The sequence below is a fragment of the Rhizobium ruizarguesonis genome (genome assembly GCF_012349115.1).
In the GTDB taxonomy this organism is placed as follows: Bacteria; Pseudomonadota; Alphaproteobacteria; order Rhizobiales; family Rhizobiaceae; genus Rhizobium; species Rhizobium ruizarguesonis.
Genome location: NZ_PQIG01000075.1, coordinates 35,642 through 61,323, shown reverse-complemented (window position 1 = coordinate 61,323; position 25,682 = coordinate 35,642). Strand labels below are relative to the sequence as shown.

The following is a 25,682-nucleotide window of genomic DNA, read 5'->3' as shown; positions in this document are numbered from 1 at the left end:
AACTGACGCAATGGCGGGCATTGCCCTAGGCTGTCAACACCAATTGCGCACACGGTCAAGGCCGCCGAGATTGGCTTCCGAGGCCCCGCTAACTGCCCGCTCGCATGGCGTAAGCGCGCAAGTCCCCAACCCCCATCGCCCCGTTGAACACCACAAGCTCTCCGTTTGCCACGACATGGCGGACACGCCCGAGATTGTGGTTCTCAACGATGACCAGGTCGGCGCGTTTGCCTTTTTCCAGCAAGCCACGATCGGCCGCAAGCTCCGGGAATGTTTTCGAGACGTTGCCGGTCGCAAGCGCGATTGCGCCCGGCAGCAAAAGCTGGCGCTTTCGCACCATTCGCTGGATGGCCGATAGAATACTATCCCAGTCGCCGCCGGCAAAGTCCGTCGAAAGCGTATCGACGAGCCCCGCCTCGATCAGAGCATCGATATTTGCGGTGTCGTTGCGCCAGCGGGTTTCGATGCAATCGAGCGTTGAGACGTCGATCGCGACGCCGCGCTTCCTCAGTTGCAGCCCAAATCGCACTGCCTCTTCGGGAGAGAACATCGGATGGTTCGAATGCCCAGCGATCATGCGGGCCTTCGGATATGTCTCGGCAAGCTTCAGCAGCGTCGCTGCGGTGGGTGCCGCATTGTGAAAGATTGCCGGAAAATCGAGGCGTTCAGACGCTGCCGCGATCTCGTCAAAACCCTTCAGCGACAGCACCACGGGCGGCATCACCGTGTCGCGGATTAGCTTGATGAGGTCCGACGCATCAATCTTAGCGGCGATACCGCATTCGATCAGAAGAGTATTGAGCCGCGCAAGATCGGGCAAGCCACGATCGAGATAGCGGCCGAGCACGGCTTCCTTGAGTGCGCGCGCCTCTTTCGGATGGATTGATATTCCCGTCGCGGCCTCGATAGCCGCGGGTATGAAGCGATAGTCTTGCGCCCCGCCACCGAGCGTCTGCCCGCCGCCTGCTTCTCCCAGTGCCTTTGCGCCTTTGTCGACCATGTCGTCGATGCGCGCGATCTTGTGCCGCTCCGATAAGCCGCCGCCATCAATCACGATCGCTGCGGCCAGATTGCTCGTGGTATGAGCTGTCGTCAGATGGATATCCATCGCGTGGCGCTGGTTCGAGGGGCCATCGATCTCGTCTGGCAGCGCCAATCCGCAGACGTTGAGCAGGGTTGTTGTACCAGACAGGAGATGTCGGTTTCTGAAGTAGTCGACATCCGTGGGCCGGACGGGCACCGACCCGCTCGGCATGGACGGGCCGTGGATGCACCCATGAGCATGCGCATTGACGATACCGGGGATGACAGTGCATCCGGCGGCGTTGAGGAGGACAACATCGCTTCCGGCATCGGCGTCACCTCGAGCGACGTCGATGATCCTTGTGCCGCGGGTGCGCACGACCCCACGCTCGTGGAGCGTGATTCCATCGCCGGTGACAATTCGTCCGCCGACGATGACGATTTGAGTGTCAGGGGGCATTTGACGGGGCCTCCGTTTCCGACCAACCGGTCACTGCGAGCCCATAGCCGACACCGCGAACCGTCCTGATCGGGTCGGTGGGCGCAACTGCCGTCAGTGTCTCGCACAGCCGGCCAATGTGAACGTTGATGGTTTTTGGATCGACGAAGACACCTGCCGGCCAGGCTGCCGACGCGAGCTCATGCCTCAGATAGATGCGCCCGGGATCCTTCAGCAGATGCAGCAGAATGGCGAACTCCAGACGCGGGAGGTGCAACTCGACGCCCCGCCTCCAGACCCGCCGCGCCAGCACATGCATTTCGATGTCGCCGCACGACAATCGCTCCTGCGAAGCGCCTGACAGTGACGAAAGCGAGTGCAAGGCGCGCAAGAGGTGGTCCGGTGAAATCGGCCGCACGAAGCTTTCGTCGGCGCCGGCATTGATGAAATCGGCATATTGCCGGGTGGAGTTGGCGCCGACCAGCGCGATGACCTTCACTCCAGCCGTCGTCGCATCGCCTTTCAAGCTTCCGCAGGCGGAAACCGCATTCGCCACCCTGCCATCGATCACGACGCCGCGCACTCCGGCGGTCCTTGCCGCGGCGATCGCCTCATTCGCGCTGGTCGTCAGGAGCGTCTCAAAGCCGGTCTGCCGAAGTATATGGCGCGCAAACAGGCAGAAATCTGCGTCCGTTGAACCGATGACAATTGTCGGCTTCACAGGGCATTCACCAAGGGTTGAGCGGAGCGTAAGGCCGTACGATCCCACGGTGTCTAAGGAAATTCAAATACTGTGTGCGCCTTGCGTATTAAGAATTATGTCCTGCTTCGCGCCCATTGATCGTGATTTCGCATGGATGCCCTTCAGGCAGAATTGGAAAGCCCAGGCGAACCCGCGCATCTTCGTTCCATCAGTGACAATCGGAGAAGAACATGAGCGTGGCGCGATCGGTCAGCACTAAGAGCCTGGATGATGCTTCGCCTTCACCGTCGAATGGCCCGCCCTTGCCGCAAGCGGGCGTCAGCGGCTCTGCCTGTCTTGACTGCGTTGCCTGCCGGCGGCGTCTTTCGGGAAATTGTCCGCTGCGTGCACTTCCCGAGCGGGAACTGTCACGGCGGGGCTCGACTGCCGATTGACGAGGTCAGATCGCGTCATTGACGTCTGAAGCGCGCCTGTTTCCAATTCCTCGACTTGTGAGGCGCGGCTGTCAATACCCGCAGAATTGCAGGTTGGCATCGCCGACCCAACCTGCGATTTCTTCAGCGTCGGCGACGTCAATGCACGTTCGGCTGATAGCGCGCCATGAAACCTGTGGACGGCGGGAGTGGGATCGGGCACCGGAAAACCGCATCGAGAGAAGAAAACGGAGATCATCATCGCGGCTGGCGGCGGGGACGCCGGGCAGATGCTATCGGAAGCGGTTATCCACGAGGGCATGATAGCGACGACTGTCACCTTTGCGCGGGCGCGTGCCCTGATCAACAGGCACGTCTTTGATTTGATGATTCTCGATGCCGTCGTCCGGGCCGAAGATGCGCTTCGTCTGTGCCGGCAAATCCGCGCCGTCAGCACGATCCCGATCATCGCAGTCGTTGCGCAAGGGCGTGAGGACATCATCCTTGCCGCTTTCGAAAGCGAGTCCGATGATTGCATTTCCAGTCCCTTCGGGACCAGGGAAATGATCGCCAGGATCCGCAGCGTGTTGCGCCGGGCATCGCATGATCGCGCGGTGCATAGCCTGCCAAAGGCCTTCCGATTCAATCGGTGGCGCCTCGACTCATGGCAACGCACATTGCGACGACCGGATGGGACAGTGGTTGACGTGACGGCGGCCGAGTTCGACCTGCTCGTCGTCTTTTGTCAAAACCCCGGCAGGATACTCAGCCGGGAAGAATTGCTTGCTTCCACTCACGCAGGCCTGGCCGGCCCGATTGAACGGAGCATCGACGTCCACATCAGTCGCTTGCGCCACAAGATCGAGGACAATCCCCACAACCCCACCCTCATCAAGACCGTGCGGATGGGTGGCTATTTCTTTGCCGCGGTTGTTGAAACCGATGGATAGCGAATTTGCCGGGGTAAGTGCTCTTCGGTTCGGGGGCGATGTCACGTTGTTTCATCAACGCCCGGACAAGGCTTTTGTCTGACCTCAGACTGTTGCACCGGCCACAGGATTCCACTGCGCCATCGCGCGGATCCGATGAATGTGGATGGCGAGGGCTGAGCGTTTCTGGTGCGGCGGGACGAAGAGATTTCGGACTCGAAACAGTCTTCGAGAAGGGCCGACAAGAGGGCTCGATAGCCATCCACATGGACCTGGCGTGCCGCGTCGTCCAGCCGCTGAAGCTTGGACACCCGATCGAGCATGACAAGCCGCTCCAGATAGGCGAGCACAGCTCGCCCCAATGCCCGAGGATTACCTGGAGGTTCGGAAAGGCGCACCGCCCCGGTTCGTTCACTGTCCTGGCAAGGCTCAAGCCTTTGAATCCACTCCGGGGCGGCACGTTTCGTCAGGCTCTATTGGCCGGCGCGGTTGCGATATTGGACCGGATGCCAGGAGAACGAGCCCGGGCCCTCAGCACGAATGTAGCCGATGCCAGGGAAGGGAAGATGCGGCGCGGCGACGAGTTCGCGACGCGCGGCAAAATCTGAGAAGGTTTCCTTGCGCACGGACGCGGCGTCCCGTGGCTTGACGTCGTAGACGATTGTCACATCCGGATCGGGAAACTGGACCGCTGCGACATGGATCACATCACCGATGAAAGTCATCGATCGGCCCTTGCTCGTGACGGTGAAGAAGGCGCTGCCTGGCGTGTGGCCTGGATGTAAGGAGGTCGCGATGCCGGGCAAGATCGTGTCTCCGTCGCCGAATGTCTTCGCCTTCCCCAGCTTTTCATAGACACCAATCGTCTTCGCCGCCTCGTCGAAATACTGATCCGCATAGCCTGTCTTCCGGGCATTGGAGGGATCGAGGAAGAATTTCAGGTCCGGAGCGCCCACATGGACCGTGGCGTTGGGGAATGCGGGTCGACCGTTGCGCACCAGGCCGCCCGTATGGTCGGTGTGAATATGCGTGATGAGAATGTCCGTCACGTCACCGGCCTTCACGCCGACGCCGGAAAGGCTGTCGAGGAGCTTGCCGCCATTCCCCGGTCCGAAGAGGTCGCCGGAGCCGGTGTCGACAAGGATGGTGCGCGTCCCGTCCTGGACCAGAAAGGTGTTGATCGATGCCTCGACGGGGTTTGCCAGGAATTCCCTGTCGAGGAGATCGTCGGTATGGGCGTGGGATGTTCCGATCAGGAGCTTATAGAGATCCTGCGGGACGGTGCCATCCGAAAGGGCTGTGATCCGCAAATCACCGAGAGGAAAGGAGTAGCTGTCGGTGACCTGCTGGTATCTCGCTGTCGCCGGTGCGTTGTCGGCTGCGAAGGCGGGTGCAGAAACCGCGGTCAGAAGGGCCACGGTGGTCGAGAAAAGTAAGGTTCTTGCAGTTGTCATGTCTTTCATTCCTGCTTTTTTGGACGTTGAAACCCCTCGCCGGACAGATGGTTGGCGAGGAGCGACAAAGAGTGAGCGAGTGGCCTGGATTGCGGTCCGGAAGCGTCAGTGGCGAGAAATCAAGCTGGCTTGCGACCGCTCATCTGATGCTTGAACTGAACGACGCTCGCAGATGTCGATCGGCTCGACGTCTAAAGCGAGATCCAGCTCTCGGCGGCCACTCTTGCGGCCGTCCCAAAAGTGCCATTCTCCGACGTCGAGGACCAATCGCAATGGATCATGCGACCTATTGCTTTGCCTGATGGCTGAATTCCGCCTCAGGTCTTGTCAAGCGCCGCTTTAGCCACCATGGACCGCAGCCAGCCATGCGCGGGGTCCGCCGCCATCTTCGGATGCCAGAAATATTTCAATGCGAACCTGCCAAGGGCGAGCGGTGGTTCGAAAAGGTCAAGGCTGTGGGTGAAGCGTTGGAGCAACCGCCTCGGCAGCGTGCACAGGCAGTCGGTCGTCGCCACGAGGAGAGGAGCGAGCGCATAACTTTGAACGGACACCGTCACTCTGCGGCTTCGACCGTGCTCAGCCAGGGCTCCGTCAATAATCCCCGAAAACATGCCCCCGTTTGACGAAATCAACAGATGGTCGAGCGAACAGAATTCGTCGAGCGACAACGGTCCGGTTCCGCGGGGATGACCGATCCGCTGGGCGGTTACGAGTTCGTCGTCGAACAGGCTGCGGCCAATCAGATCCTGGGGCGCATCGTCCGGCGCGCCGATGTAGAGATCGAGGTCGCCATGCTCCAACAGTTCGCCGATCCTGCTCCTGTCGGGAATGATGAACGCGATCCGGATGCCGGGCGCCCGATCATGAATAAGAGGAAGCAGGTCGGGAGCGAGGATTGCCGCAGGATTGTCCGACGCTGCGATCCTGAATGTGCGATCGCTCGATGCGGGATCGAAGAGATGGGCCCTCTGCGCGAACTGCTTCAAGCGCTCGAGAAGTTGCTCCAATTCCGGCTTCATTGCCAGGGCATGCGGCGTCGCCGTTACGCCCCGTCCAGTCGACGCCGGAAGAAAAAGCGGGTCATTGAGGATCTGCCGAAGCTTATTCAGCCGACCGGACAAGGCAGATTGGGTGATATTCAGCCTTGCGGCCGCATGCGTGACGTTTTCGTCGCGCAGCAGCGCGTCGAGTGCGAGCAAAAGATTGATTTCCAGATCGCCCACACGATGCGCCAAGTCCAACGTCCTGATTTTGATCCGACCAATGTCCAAAGTCTCTCGCTTAAGAGAATGAAAGGCCCTCGAATAGCGGCCTTACCGATGGGTCGAGCGGCGTGTATTTGTCGCTTTGCAGTGCAAATGATTGCAACGCATCGGCTGCCTGTCTTTTGTGGTTTGACAAATCGAGCAGGTAGCCGAGTTGTCGGACCGACGTGTTTTCGAAGTGCTGCGCGACAGACGCCAATTTTCTTGGATTCGCGCGGTTGCCGATATCCTTTGTGATCTGGGCCACACCATTGATGCCCGTAGCCCGCTTAAAGTAGCGAATGCAGTCCAGAAGCGTTAACTCCACGACGGCAGCCTGAGCGTATCCAGTATCCGTCAGCCAATCTTTTTGATTGGTAGCGCTGGAGATGCTCGGCGCCAAATGGACGAACTGGATCCGGTGACGCCCAATGATGATCGATCGGAACTGCTGCGGCACGACAACTTGAAACACCATTGCTGCCTGGTGCGAAGAACTGTGCATGGCCGCCGCGCGCAGAAGCGAAATGCGGTAGTCAGTGCCGAGGTATTTCATCAGGGGATCGATCCAGCGCGCAGGATCTGGAGCGCCGGTTGTTCTATCTTCAGGCGGGGGGATGATATAGAATCCGTGTCGCGGATTGGCTAATCTTTTCCTGGAGATTTGCCGCGTCAAAGCCGCGGTAAAGGCTTCAGGCTTCAGCGAGAGCTCCGCCAATGCATCTTCCCGGGTAAACGTCGAGTACCCGCTCATCTGTTTGTTTTCGATGCAATCATCCAGCGAAGGCATCCGCCAATCATACGCAAAAACAAACAGAAATATAGGGGTTTTGCATATGATTGGCGACAGATCGTCGCCACGCGGTTGGAGCTTGATCGCGTAACTTTTTCCTCCACAAAAGCCCACAACCCCAAGGCTTCCGCAGGCTATTTCGCCTGGGATGCCGGGATCTCTCGTATGCGCCAGATGTTCTGTCGCGACGGCTGGAATGCCCTGGATGAAAGCGGCGTCGAGCTTATCGTCAACCACGAATTCCGTCTTAAGGTCACGGTGATGAACGCCGACAAGGGTGTGTGCGATCCCTTGCGCTCCCCTCAATCGCACCGAGATGGGTCCGATGGCGGAGAAAATTACGGACCTGAACAATCAACCTGATCTATTCCCTCAAGACCATCCCAGGGAGATCAGGCGCGACATTTACGATCTCTGGCAATTGTGTGTTCGACGACGGGAAAGACGTCGGGGCAGAGCTATCACGCCCGATCGAATTGCGCGGTGGCTTCTATGGCGGCTACAGCGAGCGCATTTGGATCATTCGCCCCGGTGAGTGGGAACGGATTGCGGTCGAGAACCCTGCCGACGATGACGGACAGGATTTCGATATCACTGTGCGCAGGAAGTAAGCAGTCATGCTCACACCTGGTTGTCTCAGCCTCGCTCGAATGCGGAGGGGGCTGACGAAGAAGGGATTCGCAGAGGTCTTGGGCGTAACCCACACACGGTGTTGCGCTACGAGAGCGGGGAAATATCGCCGTCTCCCGAGACTCTTGAGCAATCTGCTCGATTTGCGCGACATCGCCAACGTCGCGTTGAACGATCGCCTGGATATAATCCGCATACCAGTCCTGTCTGCGGCTCAGGGTTTTGCGGCCCAATGCCTGGGGATATCCACCGGCCAGACCGCCGCCATCAGGTCGTCTCCGACGATTGGTTCTCCGGCCTTGGCTTCGTTTTGAAAGCCGCCGCGCAGGAAGCTGCTGCGGGCTGTCCTGATCTCGCTTTGCGCAAACGGTAGCAATCGTACGACCTCCATGCACCCTGCGAGCGAGTCTGCCGCGCGTGGCAACGTCATTAGATTGGCTGAACCGGTCAGGAGGAAACGCCCTGGGCGCTGGTCGGTATCCACGCTTTCCTTGATGGCGCCAACAACAGCTCGGGAGCGCGCTGAATTTCATCGATGATGGCGCGATTCATGCCTCTTACAAAGCCAACTGGATCCTGTCGCGCTGCGTCCAGGGTCGTCGCATTGTCCAGCGTGTAATACGCCATCCCCTTGTTGGCCATCTTCTTGGCCAACGTCGTTTTTCCTGATTGTCGGGGACCGACGATCAGTACGACTCGTGTGTCTGGCGTCGGCAACGCGTTGCTCAACGAGTCTTGGATACAACGCCACAGTTTCATTCCTTTAATGACCATTTGAAGCCACGGTGATGACCGATTGAAAGTCAAGGCGTTACCACTTGAAATTCACAATGATGCCATGCCTCCGCAAAAGGTGACTCGATGTTCGAAAAACGAGCGTTTTCCTAACTTCGCCTAACGGGAATGCTTCACGAATGTCTCGGAGGAATCGTGAGGAAACCCCGTCGTAAAATCAAACGTCAAGAAAGTGGTGCATTTGTTTTCCAAACTGCGGCCGTCGCATAAGCGACCCGCCGCACTTCTACGAAAGGCAAATCACCACAGGGCTATCTATGCCGGGCAATACGAATGCCCATGGCGCTGAGCCGAATACGAAAATCCCCGAAAAGAGGGATGCATCGTAGTCAAAATCTCAGGAGGCTCATATCACGAATGTTCCAGCCGCGCTCGCCGCGGCGCAGAGAAAAGACTTGTCTCTTACCGTTTCGCAGTTCTGCCATATATTTCAGAATATGAGAGTCCGGCGGACGATTGTGTGGCGTTTGGAGCTTTGGCGGTGGATGCCGTCAATCCTTGCTTTGCTGCTGACGTTGTTCTCGGTTTTGGGCCTGGCGACGCCCGCATCCGAAGCTGAGCGTGTCGCTATAGTCCTGAAGATGAACGGGGCGATTGGCCCGGCGACGGCCGACTATGTAAGACGCGGCCTTCAACGGGCCAATGAACGTGGCGCCAGCCTAGTTGTCCTGCAGATCGACACGCCCGGCGGTCTCGACACGTCGATGCGCGACATCATTCGTGCGATCCTTGCCTCCTCGATACCGGTCGCGAGTTTCGTTGCACCCAGCGGAGCACGAGCCGCCAGCGCCGGCACCTATATTCTTTACGCAAGCCATATCGCGGCAATGGCACCGGGCACCAATCTGGGTGCGGCGACGCCGATCGCACTTGGCGGCCGACCATCCGATGGTGACCGGAACGACGGCCCTGATACGACCGGCAAGCAGCGGCAAGTGCCGCGTGATGCCGGCGAGGCGAAGGCGATCAACGATGCGGTGGCTTATATCCGCGGGCTTGCGGAACTGCGCAATCGTAACGCCGACTGGGCGGAGCGCGCCGTGCGCGAGGCCGCGAGCCTTTCCTCCGCCGCAGCTCTGCGTGAGAAGGTCATAGATTTCGCGGCGGCCGATATAAACGATCTCCTGGCACAGGCGCAGGGCCGGGTCGTGCGGGTCGGTCAAACGGATGTCCGGCTCGAAACATCGGGTCTCATCGTCCAGGAACTTGAACCTGACTGGCGAACCCGCCTGCTTTCGGTGATCACCGATCCGAACATCGCGCTGATCTTGATGATGGTCGGTATCTACGGCCTGATCTTTGAATTTCTGACGCCCGGGACGCTGGTGCCGGGAACGATCGGCGGCATCTGCCTGCTGCTTGGTCTCTATGCTTTGGCCTTGCTGCCGGTGAGTTTTGCGGGCCTCGGGCTGATTATTCTCGGCGTGGGTCTGACGGTGGCCGAGGCGCATTCGCCGTCCTTCGGCGCACTCGGCGTCGGCGGCGGCATCGCACTGGTGCTCGGCGCTACCATCTTGTTCGACACGGACATACCCGGGCTTAAGGTTTCCTGGTCGGTGCTTGGCGCAATCGCCGTCGCCTGCCTCGCTCTTAGCCTTGTCATTGCCCGTCTCGCCTTCATCTCGCGCTGGCGCGATGTCGTCACCGGCGGCGAGCAGATGATCGGAATTTCAGGAAAGGTCGACAGCTGGACGGGCATCTCGGGCTACGTCATCGCCCACGGCGAGCGCTGGAAGGCCGTTTCAACTGAGCCGCTTGCCGCCGGCGACGGCGTGAAAGTGACCGGCCGGGATGGGTTGACGCTCGAAGTGGTCCGCAGTTCGCAGGAGGCCTAACGGCCTTCAGAATGCAGGAGGAAAAGTCATGGGCATGTTTGCAGATGTCGCCTTCTATCTTGTGATCATTTTTATTCTGCTCGTCGTCGTCGCATCTGCGATCAAGATCCTGCGGGAATACGAACGCGGCGTGGTTTTCACGCTTGGCCGTTTCACCGGTGTCAAGGGCCCCGGCTTGATCCTGCTCATCCCCTATGTCCAGCAGATGATGCGGGTCGACCTGCGTACGCGGGTGCTCGACGTGCCCGGCCAGGATGTCATTTCGCATGACAATGTTTCGGTCCGCGTCAGCGCGGTGATCTATTTCAGGGTCGTCGATCCCGAGAGGTCGACGATCCAGGTCGAGGACTTCATGATGGCGACGAGCCAGCTCGCCCAGACGACACTGCGCTCGGTGCTCGGCAAGCATGACCTCGACGAGATGCTGGCGGAACGCGACAGGCTCAACATCGACATTCAGGAAATCCTCGACGCCCAGACCGATGCCTGGGGCATCAAGGTCGCCAATGTGGAGATCAAACATGTCGACATCAACGAATCGATGATCCGCGCAATTGCCCGTCAGGCGGAAGCCGAGCGCGAGCGGCGCGCCAAGATCATCAATGCCGAAGGCGAGCAGCAGGCTGCAGCCAAACTGCTTGAAGCAGCCGAAATCCTCGCCAGGCAACCCGAGGCCATGCAACTTCGTTATTTGAGTACATTGAACGTCATCGCCGGCGAAAAGACCTCGACGATCATATTTCCATTTCCGATGGAGTTCGGCAAATTGATGCCGCCCAAACCGGACCGATGACGACGCCTTGAATGCGTTGTTTTTGCCGATGGACCAATGGTCCTGCGGTCAAGGTGTCAGCTAAGAAGTGCGTTTGAGATCTTCATCGGCACACTGAGCGACGTCCTTGATGAGGGCGGCCCACTGGCGAATGTGCCGAAAACGTGGAGCTTCATCGAAGCCAGAGATTTTCTGGCACGGCATCTGCTGGCGAATGACTCCATTTAGAGTTTTCGGACAGACTGCGGGACCGGAAGAAAGCGAACCCTTGGCGTCGGCTAGCCATCGGCAATAGCTGGCAGGCAATTTCCGACGTTTCGCGCGGCCGCCTCGTTGGTGCCGTTGCCTAGACCGCTCGAACTTCGGCAATCCGCTTGATCGCGTATTCGTCCTCCCAGCAGACAGCGGCTTCCCATGCGGCCGATGCTTGCGCGGCGATGTCATATGCGCCGCCTTCCAGACCGGCGGGATTGTAGGGCAGGATGAGGTCAAGGTCGGGACGTCGACATGAGCGCGGCTCTGTGAACGAGCATGAAGTGGTGCGAACGTTTCAGTGTGCGGTGCCTGGTTTTTCGTTTGCCCTCACGATGGCGTCCGCTTCCTTGCCGTATAGTTCCTCGAAGTGATCGAAGCTCTTGGAAAAATAACCAATGCCCTGCGTCGCCGAACGCAGAGCCCGCGCCAGATCGTTAAGTGCGCCACCCGGAACGAGCGCCCGGAAGATGTCCCATCCCTTGGTGGTTTCATCACGGTCGAAGCCGAGAACCTGACCGTTGAGAGCGGCGACGATCTGGACAAGGCTGCCTGAATAGACCGACGGGATGTGGAACTCGCTGCGGAAGACCGGCTGCATCAAGACCGTCGATCCTTCGGAAAGCGCCTGTCGCACCCCCATTTTCGACGCAGTCCGGAAGGCGTGTTCCGAACTGTCGACGGTATGGTGCTGACCATCTAACAGCGTTACGCCGACATCGATGACTTCGAAGCCTAGCGGTCCTTTCTCCATCGCTTCGCGCGCGCCCGCTTCGACGGCGGGGATGTAATTGCGCGGAACGGCGCCGCCCTTGATGGTTTCGCCAAAGGTGAAGCCCTGGCCGCGCTCGTTGGGGTGAATGCTTAACTTCACATCCGCGAATTGCCCGGCACCGCCGGTTTGTTTGCGATGGCGGTAATGAACCTCCAATGGTTTCGTGATCGTCTCGCGGTAGATTGGGCTGGGCGTTCGGTCGGTCACGGAGATGTGAAAGACATCGGACAGCGTTCGGCAGAGATCACGCAGATGCACCGGCCCCTGGGCGCGGACGAGTTGAGCGCCCGTGCCTTCCTCCTGCAAGACTTTGAGACCGCGATCCGTCTCGGAAAGTTTCGCCAGCGTTTCGGAAAGCTTGTTTTCATCGCGCTCGCTGCCCGGAACTAGGATCCTTTCAAGCATCGGCGTGGGTGGTTCCGTCCACTCAGGCGGGGCGATCACCGCGCCGGGGGTCAACAGCGAAGGGACGGGCAGGTGGTCGGACTTGACCGTCGCGAAGACATCCCCCGGCGCAGGCAGAACCGCCAAATTGGATCGCCCGTTTGCGAGATTTTGTACGGCGCCGAGGCTGGAGCCGCCCAGTGATGCGCCCTGCCGCAGTCCCTCGCCAAGCGCGCGCACGAGCACCGCCTTGCCGACATTCTGGCGATGATAGCCATGGAAGCTCACGGCCACCAGCTTGCCTTCATCGACACTTCCCGTATGAGCGAGACGCTGCCGAAGAACCCCTACCGGCGGCGCCTCGTGGCGCAGCGCCTTCATCAGCCTCGTCATGCCGTTGCCGTGAATTGCAGCACCGATCAGGACCGGGATAATTTTGTTTTCCCTTAGAACCCGTGATGAAATGGCATAGAGCGCATCACTGGATGGCTCGCGGTCCTCGATCAGTTCCTCGAGAAGCCAGTCATCAAATTCGGACAGGTGTTCCAGGAGTTCGGTGCGCGCTTCGTGCTCGCGTTCGGCAGTGCTTTCGGGGATTGCGATCAGCGCCGAAGTCTGGCCTTCCCGGTATCGCCACGCCCGTTCCGAAATCAGATCGCAACTGCCAATGACCCTATCCCCCTCGCGGATCGGGATCTGGCGAAGCAAAAGGGTGTGGTTGGTGTAGTCTTGAAGCGCGGCGATCACGTCCCTCAACCGCCCTCGCGGTTCGTCCATCCGGTTGACGAAGAGGATGCAAGGCGTCCCCGAGGCTTCGACTATCCGCAGATAGGGCGCGGCGAGCACAGCCTCCGCGGGTGCCGAGGAAACGCACAGTATGCAGGCGTCGCTGGCAAGAAGCGCGTGCTGCGCATGCGCCAACGCTTCGTTGGGTCCTGGCGCATCCAGTGCACACCACGCCTCGTTTCCGAAGGTGAATTCTGTGAGGTTCAATCCATAAGGGGAGCTGGATTTTCTCGGCGCCCCCTCCAGCGAGCCGAGCTTTTCCACGACTGTTGATTTTCCGGTCTGCGAGGGTCCAAGCACGGTGAAGCAGCGCATCGGCCTTCCTCCAACTGCCATAAACACAATTTTCAGCCATCATAGGATGCCCTGAACCGCTGCAAGGCGCCAGAGGTGTTCAGTGTCACAACGCTTGACCTGGACTTGCCATTGAGGCTGATCCATTCTCGTAGAACTCGAACCATCGCCGGACAGCCTCGGAAACCACTGCCGCCATCGGCTCGACCTGCGGTCCATCCATGTCGAACTCGCTCTCTGCGATGAGATCTAGGAGCGTGCTGAAATCCTTCAACGGGAAACGTGGGCTGCACGTCGGACACGCCAGAAACGTGACGTAAGAGAAACCGCCCGCGAAGGGACGACTTCGGCGAGCCCAACCTCATCCTCGTCAAGGGCTGCAGCAGACCGGTTGCCGGATGTTCGGAATATGCCGACTGCTTGAACTCATTCCGCCTCCACTGAGCCTTCACGCCCGCCAACAAGGACATCGATACTATTTCGTTAGAAAATTGACGATTGCTTTGGCCAGAGCGACAGGGTTTTCCTCCGCCACATGATGCCCGCTATCGATGCCAAATCCGCTTACGTCGATTGCCCAGTCCTTCCAGATCGCTACCGGATCGCCGTAGATCTGCTCGAGGTCATCACGGAGCGACCAGAGGCAAAGCGTTGGACAGCCGATCTTCCTACCCGCGTCGCGATCAGCCTTGTCATGAATATGGTCGATGCGAATGCCGGCGCGGTAGTCCTCGATCATCCCATGGATTGTTTCGGGCCGATGGATGGCCTCGTGAATATCAGCGTATGCCTCTTGGCCCATGAGCTCTGGCGAAAGCTTATCGTACCATGCGCAGGGATCGGCTGAGATTACCCGCTCGGGCTTATCCGGCTGTGCGAAGAAGAACCAATGGTACCAGTCTCGAGCGAACTTCCAGTCGGCTCGCTCAAGATGTTCGAGGACCGGTAGGCCGTCTATGCAGGAGAAGAAGAGCGGGACCGCTTCCCGCCACGCGAAGCCGAATGTCCCCCGCGTCGATGTGAACCGTTTGCAGTTCGAAGCCATCGAAGGCCATTCGATCACCTTAGATTTGGGTGCGCGACGTCACCTTCCCGTGCTTTCCTGCAGGTACAACAAAAAAGGGACCGGTTAGGTTCCCGTCGGCGCTCGCCACGGATCAAAAAAGAAGCCGCCGAAACGGAGCATTTGTGGAAAGGACGGACCGCACAGGATGGAAGGGAAGCGGACAGCCCCAGTGTGGGGCGCCTGTGCGATCCTTGTGGCCTAACTGAAGATAGTCGGAAAAGTTCCCAATGTTCCACTTCTTCGAGAAGACGTCGCCGACGAGAAGTCGCAGCACTGCGACATTGGCTGAAGATCAACTGCGGCGGCCGCATCGAAGGGGAACCCTTCCGCATCAAGCAGGTTTGACCTGCGCGGAGACGCAGGGGGATGTCACGTTGTTTCATCATCGCCCGGACAAGGCTTTGGTCTGACCTCAGACTGTTGCGCCGGCCACAGCATTCCACTGCGCCATCGCGCGGATCCGATGAATGTGGATGGCGAGGGCTGAGCGTTTCTGGCGGGCGGGACGAAGAGATTTCGGACTGCTGAAAAGACTGAGATGAAACGTTGCAAGCCGCCGGCAGATCGAAATCCCTGTATCATTCGTTCTCGTTTTCGAAGTGGCACGTGAGAATTCACAAAGGACGGTGCTGTCCGCGGACGCCGCAAGCTCGTCGCGGCCTGCTTGGGGCGCGAGACAGGACATTATTAAGTTTTGTTGCTCGGGGCGCCAACAGGTTGCAGGACATTTGTGACACATCTAAACCGATCAGCGCAGTCGTCACGCAAACGCGTCCAGTTTGAGTTTGAAAATCACCAAGGAACATCCTCATTGCTGAACGGCCATCGCCGATGCCTCGCCCGGGCCGCCAGTCAGATTTCCAGGGAGCACGTGATCCCATGCATGGAAGTTCGCTTTTCGACAGATTGATTGACGCGACGGTCGCCGCCGCCAACGAACATTCCCTCAAGACGGCATTGAGCGACGTTGCTCGTGCGCATGGATTTGAGCGGTTTGCCTACCTTAATCTCCATACAGCAAAGAGCTTTGCCGTCTCCACCTACCAGAAGGAATGGCAATCGCTCTATTTCTCCCGTTCGTATATGGCCATCGATCCTGTGGTGACGGCAGCCAAGCGACTGAGGCGGGCGTTCAGGTGGTCAGTCGATGTTGAACGCCGGCGCGCGGACGACAGCATCAAGGAATTCTACGATGCCGCGGCTGAATTCGGAATCCGATCAGGTCTTTCGATTCCCATCTGGACGGGGTTTGGCCAGTTTGCCATCTTGACGCTGGCCTCAGCCAAGCATCTGGAGATCTCGGGATCGGACGATATCGACACGGTCGGCGCAGCTGGCGCGGCGGCACTGATCCATGCCCGGCTCCAAGGCACGAGCACGCCGACCCAAAGACCCGACTTCATCTTTTCCGATCGCGAGGCGCTGTGCCTGCGATGGGCGGCCGAAGGCCTGCCGATGCACTCTATCGCCGATGTGACGGGCCTGACCTATCACACCGTCCGCTGGGACCTCGATCGGGTAAAGGCCAAGCTTGGCGTCTACACCCAGAAACAGGCCGTGGCAGTCGCAAGCCGGTTCGGGCTGATCTGACGGGCCTGGCTGGCGCGCATATAGATCAGTTGCGATAAGGGCCCGGGAAAACGACATCCTGGTCGACCAGCACGTTGAACTTGTAGCCGGGCCTGATTTGAAGTGTCGGCTGAACGTCGAGGTTTTTTCCCACGCTCCGTTCGGCTAACCGTCCGAAAACGTCCGCGAAATTCCGCCGGGTAGCGTCCGAGGCGGTATCCTCCGTCGAACTCTCCGGCATGGCCATATCGACCCCTGTGCCGATAAGAGCGATGAGAACCGCCGAACCGAACGTTTGAAGGTAATGCCGGTCGACTTGATCCTGAAAGCCGCCATAGCCTTCAGCGTCGGTCCCCGCCATGCCGCCGAGCTGTAGGGTCGAGCCGTTGGGAAAGATGATGTCGGTCCAGACGACCAGCACGCGCGACTGACCGAAAGAGATCTTGTGATCGTAGCGGCCGAAGAGCTTGGCACCTTGCGGGACGAGCAACTGTTGGCCTGTGGCGCTGTCATAGACATTCTGGCTTGTCTGGGCGGTAATGCGCCCCGGAAGATCGGAACTTATGCCGGTAATCAGAGTGGCGGGGATGACCGAACCGCGCTTCAGCTCGTAGCGTGACAGCTGTGGCACCACCTTGTTTGGCAGATAGCCGAGATCCTTGATGTCCTGGTTGAAGAATGAGTCTTTCGCTGACTGCATGTTGGGATCGCCGTTTTGCCCTGAAAGTCCTGCCTGCATCGCCGCGGCGTAGAGGTCGGAGGCCCCGCCAGGCGTTTTTGCGCTTTGGGAATTCGCCTGCGTCGTATCGGCGGCGCTAAGTCCGTTTAGACTGACATCGACGGCAAGTGGTGAATCAAGTGCTGCAGCTTTGGCTTGAAGACTTGCCATTTGCTGGCGATGGCGTTCCCGCAGGAATTGCTCTTTCTGCTCGCGCCCGAGGCGGGCAAGCCATTCTTCTTCCGGCTCGAGGCCGGGCTTGTTGCGCGCCCTTTCGGTTTTTTCGGTTTCGGCCGTCTGTTGCGGCTTCTCCCCTTGCCTGTTGCTGACCGGTGCCGGCTGATAGATTTGTGTCTGCTCGGGATCGCCGATGATGGCATCCTTGACGCCTCGCTTCAGCTGATCGGCATAAGTGGAAGCCGGCGCATTCGAGGCCTGACCAATGCCATCCGGCCCTTGAAAATAAAACCCGCGGGACGAAAGACCGTAGCTGATCACACCGAGAAAGAGCACGGTCAGGGCGATGGCGACGATGATCGGGACCCGGTTTAGCCGCTTATTGCTGCTGTCCTTGTTTGAAGCGCCGCCAAGCTGAAGCGATTGGACCACCCCCCTCTCCTCCCCTAATTGCGCCTGACAGAGACGGGGCTGGCCGGCGACGCGCCGGTCGCGCTGGTGGCATAAGCCCGCGCGAGTTCAACCGAACCTGCCGATATCGAAACAAGCGCCTGCCCTTCAAGGTCGTCGACGCCATAGGTCAGCGCAACCATGCGCTTCTTCTCGTCGATCCCCTGCTCGGTCACGACCTCATAGCCCCATGCCTTCAGGGCAGCTTCCATGGCTTGCCCGAAGGGCGTGGCGTCCTCGTTCCATTTGACCTTGTTGATCCCCGGGCCGACCTGTTCTGCAAGCCGACCGACCATGTCGCCTGCGATCGCACTGGCGGCAGGGTCGGAGAGGTCGCGCGAGGCTGAACTGGCGGTAGGGCCGTCGGCGGCGGTCGTGCAGCCTGCAAGCAGGCACCCGATGACGGAAAGCAAGAGGCTTCGCATGGTCACCCTCCCCTGCGAATGGTGATCTTCTGTTTGTACTTTCCAACACCGGAGATGAGAACCGCGCGGTCGATGTTATAGTCCACCACCATCATGTCGTTCTTCATTCGGTAGTTGACGATCCGATTTTGACCGCCTGAGACGACAAAGAGGACCGGCGCGTCCTGACCGGCGATCGAGCGGGGAAACTGGATGTAGGTCTTCATACCGTCCGAATAGACGCGCGTGGGCTTCCACGAGGCTTTGCCGCTAACCGTATAGGCGAAGGTCAATTGCTCCGACGGGACGCCTGCTCCCGGCGTCCTTCCCGCTTCGAGGCGGGCGTTGACATCGGCAAGCTTGCTCGACACATCCTCCGGATAGTCGAAGCCGACACGCGCCATGTACTGGCTTGTGTGTGATTTGAGCTGGATATGATAGGTCCGGCGCGAGGTCGTCACCACCATTGATGTGACTAGGCCCGGTTCCGACGGTCTGACGATGAGATGGATCGCCTGCCCAGCCGCAGCACCGGACGTTGCCGGTTCGACCTTCCATCGAACAGTGTCACCGACAAGCACATCGCGAACGACCTCGCCGCCTTGAAGCTCGATGTCGCAGACCTGCAGCGGCGAGCACACCACCGACGGTTGAGTTTCTCCAAACAGGAAGATAACCTTTCCATCCGCCCCGTTGGTGACGAGCCCCGTGCCTGCGCGCCACTTTCCTGAAAGGTTCGCGCCTTTTGCTTCGTTTGCGGTCATGCTCTGCGCCGCGGCTGCGTTTGTCGCAAAGACGACGATCCACGCGCAGCCAAGGGCCGCGAGATATGCTGCTCTTCTCATCGACGTATCCCTGCCCTCACAGCTGCGCGGTCCACTCGAAGTCTTTCAGATAAAGACCGATCGGATTAAGCCTGATCACGCCCTCGTCCTGTGGCGCCGTCAGCGTAACGGTCGCAATCCCGCGGTATCGGTGTGTTCCGGTTTCCTTTCCCTTCCGATCGCGCTCGAATTCCGTCCAGTCGATCTGGTAGGACTGATTGGAGAGGGCGACGATGTTGCTGACTTCGATCGCAACTGTCGCGTTCTTGGCTTTCTCGAACGGCGAATTGCCGCGGAACCAGGCATTGATTTTCTCGGTCGACGGATCGGATGTCCGAAGCAGCGCATAGGTCCGATCGATGTATTGCTTCTGAACGACCGCGTCTGGCGTCACCGACCGGAAGCTTGTCACGAACCCACCGAGCGTGGCACGAACCACCCGTGGGTCGGCATATTCGATCTGCTGGGGAAAGCCTGCGCTGACCGAGGTCCCAAGCTTGTCGACTTCGACAATATAGGGGACGAGTTTGACCTGCGTGCTCAAATAGAGCGAATAGACGAAGCCGATGACGGCCATTGCCAGTGCGATCATGCCGACGATGCGCCACGCCGCTGCCGCCCTGACATAGGAACCATATCGTTCGTTCCACTCCTGCCTGGCGGCGAGATATGGGTTCTCAGGGACGCGTTGCATTGCCATCGACCGATCCTTGCGGTGATTATTTTTTTTCGTCGCGGAGCGGCGACGGGCGTAAACCGCCGCGTGCCTGCGCCTGATCGAGTTTCGCATTGGCGAGGCCAAGAAGAGAGCCGGCATGGGCACCAGGCGAGCCGATCGCCTTTTCCTTGGCCGCGGATCCGACCGCTTCGCCCGTGGCGCTCAATCCCGCACCGATGCCGCGCAAGGCAGCGCCCGTCATGGACGCACCCTCGGCACGCGCAGCACGCGCGGCGGCAAAACCCGCGCTGGCGCCACCGCCGGCCAGAATCGATGCGCCCAGTGCGAATGATGCCGCCTGCCCGCCATGGCGGATTACCTCCATGCCGCCGCTGACGGAGACGCCTTGGACGACACCTTGCAGAATGTTTGGGACGTAGATTGATATGATGAAGACGACAACTGATAGGCCAGCGATAGCCAGGCTGGTGATGAGTTGCTGCTCCGGCGCGACAGACGCCTCGGCCAAGCCGATGAGAACCTCCGAGCCGATGCGCGCAATCATTACCAGTGCCATCAGCTTCATACCGACTGAAAACGCATAGACGAGATATTTGACCGCGAAGTCTTTGGTGAAGGACGACCCACCTAATCCAAGCATGATCATGCCGGCCAACAAGCCCACATACATTTCGACGATGACAGCGACGAACACCGCAGCGACGAGCGAGAACGCGATGACGACAACAACCATGGCGAAGACGGCGGCAATAGCCAGAGAGTTGTCCTCAAAGAGGCCGAACTGAGCCTGTTCGGACAGTTTGTCCGCAACCTCTATGCCTGCGTCGAAGATTGCGGCCGGAGAAGCGGAGCCACCTTCCGCGCCCAACTGGTATAGGCTGTCCACCACCGCTTTGGCGAGCGCTGGTCCCCGGTCCAGGATAAAGGCAAAGAGACCGACGAACATGATCCGGCGAACAAGCTCTGCGAACCAACTATCCAGTGACGCAGCTTGCAGCGCCAGCCATACGGCTGCTATTCCAATTTCTATCCCAGCTAGGATCCAAAAGAGCGACCGAGCTGCCCGTGACACCGTCGACTCCCAATCCTTCGCAGCATTGACCACCTGGTTTTCCAACGTCGAGAGCGCCGATCCTTGCTGGGCGAAGGCTGGCCCTACCGCCACGATTGCAAGGCCGATCGCAAGCATGATCAATCCGAGGGTTCGTCCTGAGTTTACCACCTTGTCTGCATCTCCTGGCCTTGCCTCAGATTCCGTTTCGTCAACGGCTTAAAGAAATCCTCAGGCGTTGTTCGGCGGCTGTCGCGGTCGTCGAGGCAGGATGGGAATGTGTATCCGCCACGACGAGGACCGCTGCGGTGGCCACTCCAACCGTACCGACGCGGAGAGCAATGATCGCGAGAGGGGCTCACCAGCGCGGCTCCATCATTTGTCCCTCGGGGATTCCTCTTCCCGCGGGTTCGAAAAACTTCTCTCTTCTCTTCTGCGCCAGGTCCTTGTCGGTCTGGTTTGCCTGCAGCCAGGTGCCCATCATCGTCATTTGCTGGGAAAGTAGACCGCGCAGCTTCTGCATCTGGGCGACCTGCTGCGCCGCGATCTGGTGGCCGACCTGCAGGGCCTTCATCTGCCCATCCGCGCTTTGGGACATCGAGCGGAGTGAGGCCATGGTGGATTCTTCGGTCTCGAATTGGTCCGCCGTCAGGCTTGCGGCGTTCAAACTGCCCGCGATCGTGTCACGGTTGGTGTCGGACCAGGTCTGATAAGTCGAGGAGAAGCTCGCCCCGTCCGGCAGGTTGGTCTTGAGATCCGCATAGCTCGGGAAGCGCTGTTTGAGGATATCGTCGGCGTTGCCCATGGAAAACGCGATCCCCTGCCCTTGCGAGACGACACTCTGCAGGCGCTTGAGGTCGCTCTCGACTTCGCCCCAGATGTGGTTGGGCAGCTGCGCTGTGTTCTGCAGCATGTTGTGGTAGATTTTCAGCTGGTTCTGGATCTGCTCGGCGAGCTGGCTGATCTGGGTAAGCTGGTTTTCGACCTGGACGCCGGAGCTTTCGAGCAACTTGATCAGCTCGGCATTGTTGGCAAGCTGTGTCCATTCCGTCGCCGCGCCCGTCGCGCTGCCGGCGTTTGCAGGATCTGGCAGAACGAGTGCGCTTGACACGGCTGCGACCAGCAGAAACCTATGCGTCTTTGAGAAGCGATGCAGCATCCTTGATCCCTCTTTTCTGGAGCCAGTGAAGCGGCCATTGAGGGCCATGTTCTTCATGAAGCGCGCGGATACGTTTCAAATCGTCCTTGCTCGATGCACCGACGAAAGACAGCGTCAGCGGGCCAAGGGCCATGTCGAACAGGCGGCGCCCTTCGGGTGACGCGACGTAGTATTCCCGCTTCGGTATGGCGGTCGCGACGATCTCGATCTGCCGTTCGTTGAAGCCGATCCGTTCGTAGAAATCGCGGGTCCCGGTCTCGCGGGCTGCCCCATTCGGCAGGCAGATTTTCGTTGGGCAGCTCTCTTTCAGGACGTCGATAATCCCAGAGCGTTCAGCATCCGAGATCGACTGGGTTGCAAGCAACACCGCGCAATTGGCTTTGCGCAGCACCTTGAGCCATTCCCGGATTTTGTCGCGGAACACGGGATGACCGAGCATCAGCCAGGCCTCGTCGAGGACGATGAGGCTTGGTGCGCCGGTGAGGCGCTTTTCAATGCGGCGGAAAAGATAGGTGAGCACCGGCACGAGATTGCGCTCGCCCATGTTCATGACTTGCTCGATTTCAAACGTCTGAAAAAGCCCCAGTGCAAGGCCGTCGGTCTCGGCATCCAGCAACTGGCCCATCGGGCCGTCGACGGTGTAGTGATGGAGAGCATCCTTGATCTCGCGCATCTGAACGCCACTGACGAAATCCGAGATCGAACGACCGGAAGCCCCGTCCATCAGACCGATCTGGCGGGAGATGGCGTTGCGGTGATCGGGCGTGATCGTGATCCCCTGCATCCCCACCAGGCTTTCGATCCACTCCGATGCCCAGGCACGATCGCCCTCCGATGACAGTTCGGAGAGCGGACAAAAGGAAAGCCCTGTGTCTTCGTCGCCGCCGATCTCGTAGTGATCACCGCCGCAAGCAAGTGTCAGCGGCAGCATCGAACGGCCTTTGTCGAAGGCGAAGATCTGGGCGTTCTCGTAGCGGCGGAACTGTGCTGCGATCAGCGCAAGCAGCGTCGACTTTCCTGAGCCGGTCGGACCGAACACCAGGGTATGGCCGACGTCGTCGACGTGAAGGTTGAGCCGAAAGGGCGTCGAGCCGGTCGCGACCTGCATCAGCGGTGGTGAATCGGGTGAATAAAACGGGCAAGGTGCCCGCGGATTGCCGGACCAGACGGAGTTGAGCGGGATGAGATCGGAGAGATTGCGCGTGTTGATCAGCGGCTCGCGAATGTTGCAGTACCAGTTTCCAGGCAGGCTGCCGAGATAGGCGTCGGTCGCATTCAGTGTCTCGATCCGTGCGCCAAAGCCCTCGGCCTGGATGAGACGCCGGATCGCTTCCGTCTTTTCGTTCAATCGTTCGGAATCGCTCTCGAACAGCACGACGACCGGCGTGTAATATCCATATGCAACGAGCTGTGACGATGCTTGTGCGATTGCATCCTCGGTCTCGGCGACCATCGATAGTGCGTCCTGATCGACCGAACGGCTTTGCGTCTGGAAGAGTTGGTCGAAGAAAGGTCGAACTTTCTGCTGCCACTTCTTGCGGGTCCGCTCAAGCCGCACCCTCGCCTCCTCGGCGTCGAGGAAAATGAAGCGCGACGACCATCGATAGCCAAGCGGCATCGCATCCAGGCTGTTCAAGATGCCCGGCCAGCTTTCGGACGGAAGGCCGTCGATTGCCACCACGCCGAGAAAACGGTTCTCCACCTTGGGAGCAAGTCCGTGCCGAAGCTCGGCGGTCGCGATCCAGTCGAGATACATTGGAATGTCGGGGACCCTGACAGGGTGGTTCTCGCCCGTCACGCAAAAGCGGGTGAATTGCAGCAGCTCGTCATAGTGGGCAACGCGCGCGCCGCCGCGCTCGACGGTCTCCCGCGTCAGCATTCGCCTGATGGAAATGACGTTGGCGAGATACTGTTCGACTTCCCGGATCGCGTTGCGGAAGATGAAGAGCACGGTGTCGGCATAGGACTGCTTTCGGCTGTCTTCGTCGGAATAGATGTACTTGCTGAGCCTCGATCGACGCTGCTCGGTCGGCCGATAGGTAGCGATGATGGCATGGCGGCTTTCAAAATGCCCCTGCTCGCGCTCGAAGTGGGCTCGTCGTTCCTCGTCGATCGCCTGCGTCACCCGATCGGGGAAATGCGATTTCCCAGCCGAGGCGTAGTCGACCGTCGCGAGCCGCACCGCCTCCACCTGGATCATCCAACCGGAACCGAGACGTGACAATATGGCGTTGATCTGGCGCGACACCTCGTTCCGTTCGAAATCGGTGGAGCTTTCGGAATCAGGCCCGGCAAAATACCAGCCGGCCATCAGTGAGCCATCCTTGAGCAGGATGATCCCGTTATCGACAAGACCTGCGTAGGGGACGAGATCGGCGAAGGACGGCGCCGTGTGACGGAAAGCGCGAAGGGATACCATCTTTGCCCCTCAGTAACGTCGCCAGGGAGAGGACGTGGCCCTATAGCTGGGTCTGTAGGCCATGTGACGGATATACACGCGTCGCATCAGCGGATCGGCCTTTGCCATCATCCTCAACGCTGCGACGATGACGATCCACAGCGTCGCTCCAAACAGCGCGGAATAGATCGTCAAGACGACAAAGATCAGGATGATCGCCGCGAGTGCCGTGATCAGAACCAGTTCCCGGTCGGCACCCATCAGGAGGTTGGGGCGCGAAAGCGCGCGATGTATGGGATTGCGCTGCAAGGTGGTCGCCTCAACCGCCATTACCTGCCCTCCCCTCTTCGCCATTTCGGGTCTTCAGGTTATGATCGGCAATGCCGATAGAGGCGCCGGTCGCGCCGAACAGGCCGACGATCTGGGTTGCGCCGAGCAGAATGCCGGCAACGAGCACCACATACATGAGCCGGCGGGCGAAGTCGTTGAGTTCTCCGCCGAAGATCAACATGCCGCCTGCGATAGCGACAGCAGCAAGCGCGATAAACCCGGCAACCGGACCGGTGATCGATTCTTGGATTTGTTGAAGAGGATCTTCCCAGGGCAGACCGCCGCCCGAACTTGCCCAAGCCGGGGCGGCAAGGATGAAGACCAACGCAAGCGCGATGGCGGCGAGGTCAATCGAGCGCTCAAGCCGCATGCTGCAGGTCTCCATGTGTCTCGAGCTGATATTCGCCGCCTATAAATCCGTGAACGCGCACGATGTCGCCGACGCGGCGGCCTTTTGGGGTTCGATCGATCGAGATGATCAGGTCGACTGCCTCGCCTATGACTGCTTGTACCGGTTGTGTGCTGACCTCTGCGGTCAGCTGCTCCAGCCGTCGAAGCGCCGATTGGGCGGTGTTTGAATGGATGGTTGCCACTCCGCCGGGATGGCCTGTGTTCCAGGCCTTGAGCAGAGTGAGCGCTGCGCCGTCGCGAACCTCGCCGACGATGATCCTGTCCGGCCGCAACCTCATCGTGCACTTCAGGAGCTGCGCCATGTCGACACGATCGCTTGTGCGCAATGCGACCGCGTTGCTGGCGGCGCATTGTATCTCGACCGTGTCCTCCAGAATGACCAATCGGTCGTTCGGAGTCTGCTCGGCGATCGCTGCGACGACAGCATTGGTCAGGGTCGTCTTGCCGGATCCAGTCCCTCCGCAGATGACCATATTCCACCTCCTATCTATCGCCTGGCGGATTATGAGGGCCTGGCCGGCCGTCATTGCGCTGCTTGTCAGATAGTCTTCGAGCCGGATGCGCTGCGACGCACGCCGGCGGATCGAAAAACACGGGGCGGGGACGATCGGGGGCAGCAGGCCCTCGAAGCGATGGCCGCCAAGGGGCAGTTCACCCGAGACGATCGGCTTTCGGTCGCCCACCTCGGTATTCAACACGTGGGCAACGCAGCCGATGGCGACCTCGGCTGCGCGCTTGTCCATCTGGCCTGTGTGGGCGATCCCGCGTCCCAGACGCTCCACAAACAGATTTCCGTCGGGGTTCAGCATGATTTCGACGACGCTCGGGTCGTTGAGCGCAAGGCAAAGCTCCTCGCCAAGGGCGTCCTCGAGTTTGCGGATGAGGCGCGGCAGCGCCAGGGTCGGTATCGACATCGCGGCTGCCT

Annotated in this window: 23 protein-coding genes and 5 pseudogenes; 5 read left to right on the top strand and 23 right to left on the bottom strand. The window is 59.6% G+C overall.

Annotated features, from left to right (window positions below; genetic code table 11):
* Positions 1–88 precede the first annotated feature (88 nt).
* Together C3Y91_RS14890 and C3Y91_RS14885 are read right to left on the bottom strand one after the other, a co-directional pair.
* Positions 89–1,483, bottom strand: coding sequence for an amidohydrolase family protein (locus tag C3Y91_RS14890; protein ID WP_168575523.1), 1,395 nt, complete (start codon positions 1,481–1,483; stop codon positions 89–91).
* Entirely contained in the window at positions 1,473–2,183 is a 711-nt protein-coding gene (locus C3Y91_RS14885) for a winged helix-turn-helix domain-containing protein (protein WP_168575522.1), read from the bottom strand. The genes C3Y91_RS14890 and C3Y91_RS14885 overlap by 11 nt, the downstream gene beginning before the upstream one ends.
* A 604-nt stretch (positions 2,184–2,787) precedes the next feature.
* Here C3Y91_RS14885 and C3Y91_RS14880 point away from each other — a divergent pair.
* A complete protein-coding gene (locus C3Y91_RS14880; RefSeq protein WP_168575521.1) occupies positions 2,788–3,528 on the top strand; it encodes a winged helix-turn-helix domain-containing protein in 741 nt (246 codons plus the stop codon).
* A gap of 84 nt (positions 3,529–3,612) precedes the next feature.
* Here the strand turns inward: C3Y91_RS14880 and C3Y91_RS14875 are convergent.
* The 4 genes and pseudogenes from C3Y91_RS14875 to C3Y91_RS37925 all read right to left on the bottom strand — a co-directional run.
* Positions 3,613–3,723: pseudogene (locus tag C3Y91_RS14875) on the bottom strand (IS6 family transposase); the annotation flags it as partial.
* Between the two features lie 257 nt (positions 3,724–3,980).
* Positions 3,981–4,961: an MBL fold metallo-hydrolase gene (locus C3Y91_RS14870; RefSeq protein ID WP_168575520.1), complete on the bottom strand. Its 981-nt coding sequence runs from the start codon at positions 4,959–4,961 to the stop codon at positions 3,981–3,983.
* A gap of 317 nt (positions 4,962–5,278) precedes the next feature.
* On the bottom strand, positions 5,279–6,196 hold the full coding sequence (locus C3Y91_RS14865) for a LysR family transcriptional regulator (RefSeq protein WP_020397332.1): 918 nt from the start codon (positions 6,194–6,196) through the stop codon (positions 5,279–5,281).
* 46 nt (positions 6,197–6,242) lie between these two features.
* Positions 6,243–7,235: a type IV toxin-antitoxin system AbiEi family antitoxin gene (locus C3Y91_RS37925; RefSeq protein ID WP_168575519.1), complete on the bottom strand. Its 993-nt coding sequence runs from the start codon at positions 7,233–7,235 to the stop codon at positions 6,243–6,245.
* Positions 7,236–7,423: 188 nt separating this feature from the next.
* Here C3Y91_RS37925 and C3Y91_RS14855 point away from each other — a divergent pair, with 188 nt between their 5' ends.
* Positions 7,424–7,609 (top strand): hypothetical protein, encoded by a 186-nt coding sequence (locus C3Y91_RS14855; RefSeq protein WP_018495922.1) that lies wholly within the window; start codon positions 7,424–7,426, stop codon positions 7,607–7,609.
* Positions 7,610–7,813: 204 nt separating this feature from the next.
* Here the strand turns inward: C3Y91_RS14855 and C3Y91_RS38870 are convergent.
* From C3Y91_RS38870 to C3Y91_RS38410, 3 genes and pseudogenes are all read right to left on the bottom strand, one after another.
* A pseudogene (locus C3Y91_RS38870) lies at positions 7,814–7,861 on the bottom strand (hypothetical protein); the annotation flags it as partial.
* A complete protein-coding gene (locus C3Y91_RS38415) occupies positions 7,843–8,112 on the bottom strand; it encodes a hypothetical protein (protein WP_245495564.1) in 270 nt (89 codons plus the stop codon). The pseudogene C3Y91_RS38870 and the gene C3Y91_RS38415, both read right to left, overlap by 19 nt.
* Positions 8,076–8,282 (bottom strand): hypothetical protein, encoded by a 207-nt coding sequence (locus C3Y91_RS38410; RefSeq protein ID WP_024323824.1) that lies wholly within the window; start codon positions 8,280–8,282, stop codon positions 8,076–8,078. The genes C3Y91_RS38415 and C3Y91_RS38410 overlap by 37 nt, the downstream gene beginning before the upstream one ends.
* Before the next feature lie 626 nt (positions 8,283–8,908).
* Between C3Y91_RS38410 and C3Y91_RS14845 the strand changes: the two genes are divergently transcribed.
* Both C3Y91_RS14845 and C3Y91_RS14840 read left to right on the top strand, forming a co-directional pair.
* Entirely contained in the window at positions 8,909–10,258 is a 1,350-nt protein-coding gene (locus C3Y91_RS14845; RefSeq protein WP_168575518.1) for an NfeD family protein, read from the top strand.
* A gap of 28 nt (positions 10,259–10,286) precedes the next feature.
* A complete protein-coding gene (locus C3Y91_RS14840) occupies positions 10,287–11,051 on the top strand; it encodes a slipin family protein (protein ID WP_130657427.1) in 765 nt (254 codons plus the stop codon).
* 325 nt (positions 11,052–11,376) lie between these two features.
* On the opposite strand, the pseudogene C3Y91_RS37920 reads toward C3Y91_RS14840, so the two are convergent.
* From C3Y91_RS37920 to C3Y91_RS14820, 4 genes and pseudogenes are all read right to left on the bottom strand, one after another.
* Positions 11,377–11,529 (bottom strand): annotated as a pseudogene (locus C3Y91_RS37920) (aminoglycoside phosphotransferase); the annotation flags it as partial.
* Between the two features lie 51 nt (positions 11,530–11,580).
* Positions 11,581–13,542, bottom strand: coding sequence for an elongation factor G (locus C3Y91_RS14830; RefSeq protein ID WP_168575517.1), 1,962 nt, complete (start codon positions 13,540–13,542; stop codon positions 11,581–11,583).
* A 454-nt stretch (positions 13,543–13,996) separates the two neighbouring features.
* Positions 13,997–14,479: pseudogene (locus tag C3Y91_RS14825) on the bottom strand (alpha/beta fold hydrolase); the annotation flags it as partial.
* Positions 14,480–14,999: 520 nt separating this feature from the next.
* Positions 15,000–15,202 (bottom strand): annotated as a pseudogene (locus C3Y91_RS14820) (IS6 family transposase); the annotation flags it as partial.
* Positions 15,203–15,466: 264 nt separating this feature from the next.
* Between C3Y91_RS14820 and C3Y91_RS14815 the strand changes: the two are divergent.
* Complete coding sequence (locus C3Y91_RS14815) at positions 15,467–16,177, top strand: autoinducer binding domain-containing protein (protein ID WP_130657424.1); 711 nt, start codon at positions 15,467–15,469, stop codon at positions 16,175–16,177.
* A 25-nt stretch (positions 16,178–16,202) separates the two neighbouring features.
* Here the strand turns inward: C3Y91_RS14815 and trbI are convergent, their stop codons facing one another.
* From trbI to trbB, 10 genes are all read right to left on the bottom strand, one after another.
* Positions 16,203–17,483: an IncP-type conjugal transfer protein TrbI gene (gene trbI / locus C3Y91_RS14810; protein WP_168575516.1), complete on the bottom strand. Its 1,281-nt coding sequence runs from the start codon at positions 17,481–17,483 to the stop codon at positions 16,203–16,205.
* 14 nt (positions 17,484–17,497) lie between these two features.
* Complete coding sequence (gene trbH, locus C3Y91_RS14805; RefSeq protein WP_018068569.1) at positions 17,498–17,926, bottom strand: conjugal transfer protein TrbH; 429 nt, start codon at positions 17,924–17,926, stop codon at positions 17,498–17,500.
* A 2-nt stretch (positions 17,927–17,928) separates the two neighbouring features.
* Positions 17,929–18,750 (bottom strand): P-type conjugative transfer protein TrbG, encoded by an 822-nt coding sequence (gene trbG / locus C3Y91_RS14800; protein WP_168575515.1) that lies wholly within the window; start codon positions 18,748–18,750, stop codon positions 17,929–17,931.
* Between the two features lie 16 nt (positions 18,751–18,766).
* Entirely contained in the window at positions 18,767–19,429 is a 663-nt protein-coding gene (locus C3Y91_RS14795; RefSeq protein WP_168575514.1) for a conjugal transfer protein TrbF, read from the bottom strand.
* A 19-nt stretch (positions 19,430–19,448) separates the two neighbouring features.
* Entirely contained in the window at positions 19,449–20,597 is a 1,149-nt protein-coding gene (gene trbL / locus C3Y91_RS14790) for a P-type conjugative transfer protein TrbL (protein ID WP_168575513.1), read from the bottom strand.
* Between the two features lie 220 nt (positions 20,598–20,817).
* Positions 20,818–21,618, bottom strand: a complete 801-nt coding sequence (gene trbJ / locus C3Y91_RS14785) for a P-type conjugative transfer protein TrbJ (RefSeq protein WP_168575512.1) — start codon at positions 21,616–21,618, stop codon at positions 20,818–20,820.
* On the bottom strand, positions 21,590–24,037 hold the full coding sequence (locus C3Y91_RS14780) for a conjugal transfer protein TrbE (RefSeq protein WP_168575511.1): 2,448 nt from the start codon (positions 24,035–24,037) through the stop codon (positions 21,590–21,592). Before C3Y91_RS14780 ends, trbJ begins: the two co-directional genes overlap by 29 nt.
* A 9-nt stretch (positions 24,038–24,046) precedes the next feature.
* Complete coding sequence (locus tag C3Y91_RS14775; protein ID WP_130657416.1) at positions 24,047–24,346, bottom strand: conjugal transfer protein TrbD; 300 nt, start codon at positions 24,344–24,346, stop codon at positions 24,047–24,049.
* The gene (locus C3Y91_RS14770) at positions 24,336–24,716 is read right to left on the bottom strand and encodes a TrbC/VirB2 family protein (protein WP_130772893.1); all 381 of its coding nucleotides are present in this window, start codon (positions 24,714–24,716) and stop codon (positions 24,336–24,338) included. Before C3Y91_RS14770 ends, C3Y91_RS14775 begins: the two co-directional genes overlap by 11 nt.
* Positions 24,706–25,671: a P-type conjugative transfer ATPase TrbB gene (gene trbB / locus C3Y91_RS14765; protein WP_130657414.1), complete on the bottom strand. Its 966-nt coding sequence runs from the start codon at positions 25,669–25,671 to the stop codon at positions 24,706–24,708. The genes C3Y91_RS14770 and trbB overlap by 11 nt, the downstream gene beginning before the upstream one ends.
* Between the last annotated feature and the right edge of the window lie 11 nt (positions 25,672–25,682).